This window comes from Hydrogenivirga sp. 128-5-R1-1 (assembly GCF_000171895.1).
Genome location: NZ_ABHJ01000354.1, coordinates 1 through 1,440, shown reverse-complemented (window position 1 = coordinate 1,440; position 1,440 = coordinate 1). Strand labels below are relative to the sequence as shown.

Here is a 1,440-nt window from a genome sequence, read left to right as displayed (position 1 = left end):
TTAGAAGCTGATGCACAGCATATATGGGCAGACTTTTTATCCTCAGTTATTGTTATAGTTGGTTTAATAGGCGTTTATTTAGGATATCCTATAGATAAATATGCAGCTGCAGTTGTTTCCTTATTTATAATCCACAGCGGATGGGAAATTCTCGCAAACGGTATAAAATCATTACTTGATGTATCTTTGAATAAAGAAGACATAGAAAAGATAAAAAGAATTATCTATGAATATCCAATAGTTGTAGATGTAAAAAGTATAAGAGGTAGGTCAGCAGGAAGCTATAAATTTGTTGAGCTTGAACTACTCTTACATAATTATGGTATGAGAGAAACACATAAAATAGTAGATGAAATTGAAGAAAAAATAAAAAAAGAAATACCAAATGTTGAATCTGTTGTTATTCACTATGAACCTGCAAGGCAGGAAGGTTTAAGGCTTGCCGTTTTGGTTGATAACAGGAAAGAGCATATTAAAGATTTTTCTGAAGCAAAAAAAGCTGTAATTTTAGACGTTTCAAGAGATTATAATGTTCATAAAAATTTTGAAATAGACCTTCCTAAAGGTGAGTTTGAAAAGGGAAATTTACTTTCCAAAATGAACATAGATGTAATAGTTTCAAAACAACATCCAGAAAACTTTAAAACAAGATGGGTTTTAACAAAAGCAGGTGTTGTTGTATGGGAAACTGAAAAAGACAGATTTGAAGAAGCTGTTGAAGAAGTGATAAAATCTTGGAAAGAATATAACAAGGGAGATACATAAACATGATAAGTAGAATTTTAGTTGGACTTGATGGGTCTAAATACTCAGAAATTGCAGGTGAATATGGCATATGGTTTTCAAAAAAATTAAACAAACCTGTAATTGGAGTACATATTATTGATGTAAGACTTTTAGAGGGACCTTTTATTGAAGATGTTGCAGGAGCACTTGGCTTTACAACTTATTCTGATATAACTCCAAAAGTAAAAGAAGCTTTAGAAGAAAGGGCAAAAGTTATACTTGATACTTTTGCTAAAAAATGTAGAGAAGAAGGAGGGGACTGTTCCATAGCTCAGGCTTATGGGATTGTTTATAAAGAACTTGTAGAAATGACAGACCCTGAAGATTTAATAATTATAGGTAAAAAAGGACAGCACCCACAATTTGTTAATCTATTTTTAGGTTCTAATGCAGAAAATGTTGCAAGACATTCAAAATGTCCTGTAATGATAACAAATGATAAATTTAAAGAAATAAAAAATGTGGTTTTATTTTTCGATGGTAGGGAAAAATCAATACATGCAGTAAATTATCTAAACGGCCTTTATAAAGATTTAGGTTTAAATTCTGTTAAAATTGTATCTGTCTTAGAAGAAGATAGTGTTGAAATGAAAAATCATATAAAAGACTTATTAAATACACATGCACAGTTTAAATATGAAGCCCAGTTTTTCA

At 30.5% G+C, this 1,440-nt stretch carries 2 protein-coding genes; both read left to right on the top strand.

Annotation, left to right across the window (positions count from 1 at the left end):
- Nucleotides 1-765, top strand: a 765-nt coding sequence (locus HG1285_RS01685; protein WP_008289334.1) for a cation diffusion facilitator family transporter, incomplete at its 5' end; no start/stop codon positions are given.
- A 2-nt stretch (nt 766-767) separates the two neighbouring features.
- On the top strand, nt 768-1,440 hold a 673-nt coding region (locus tag HG1285_RS01690; RefSeq protein ID WP_008289333.1), incomplete at its 3' end, for a universal stress protein.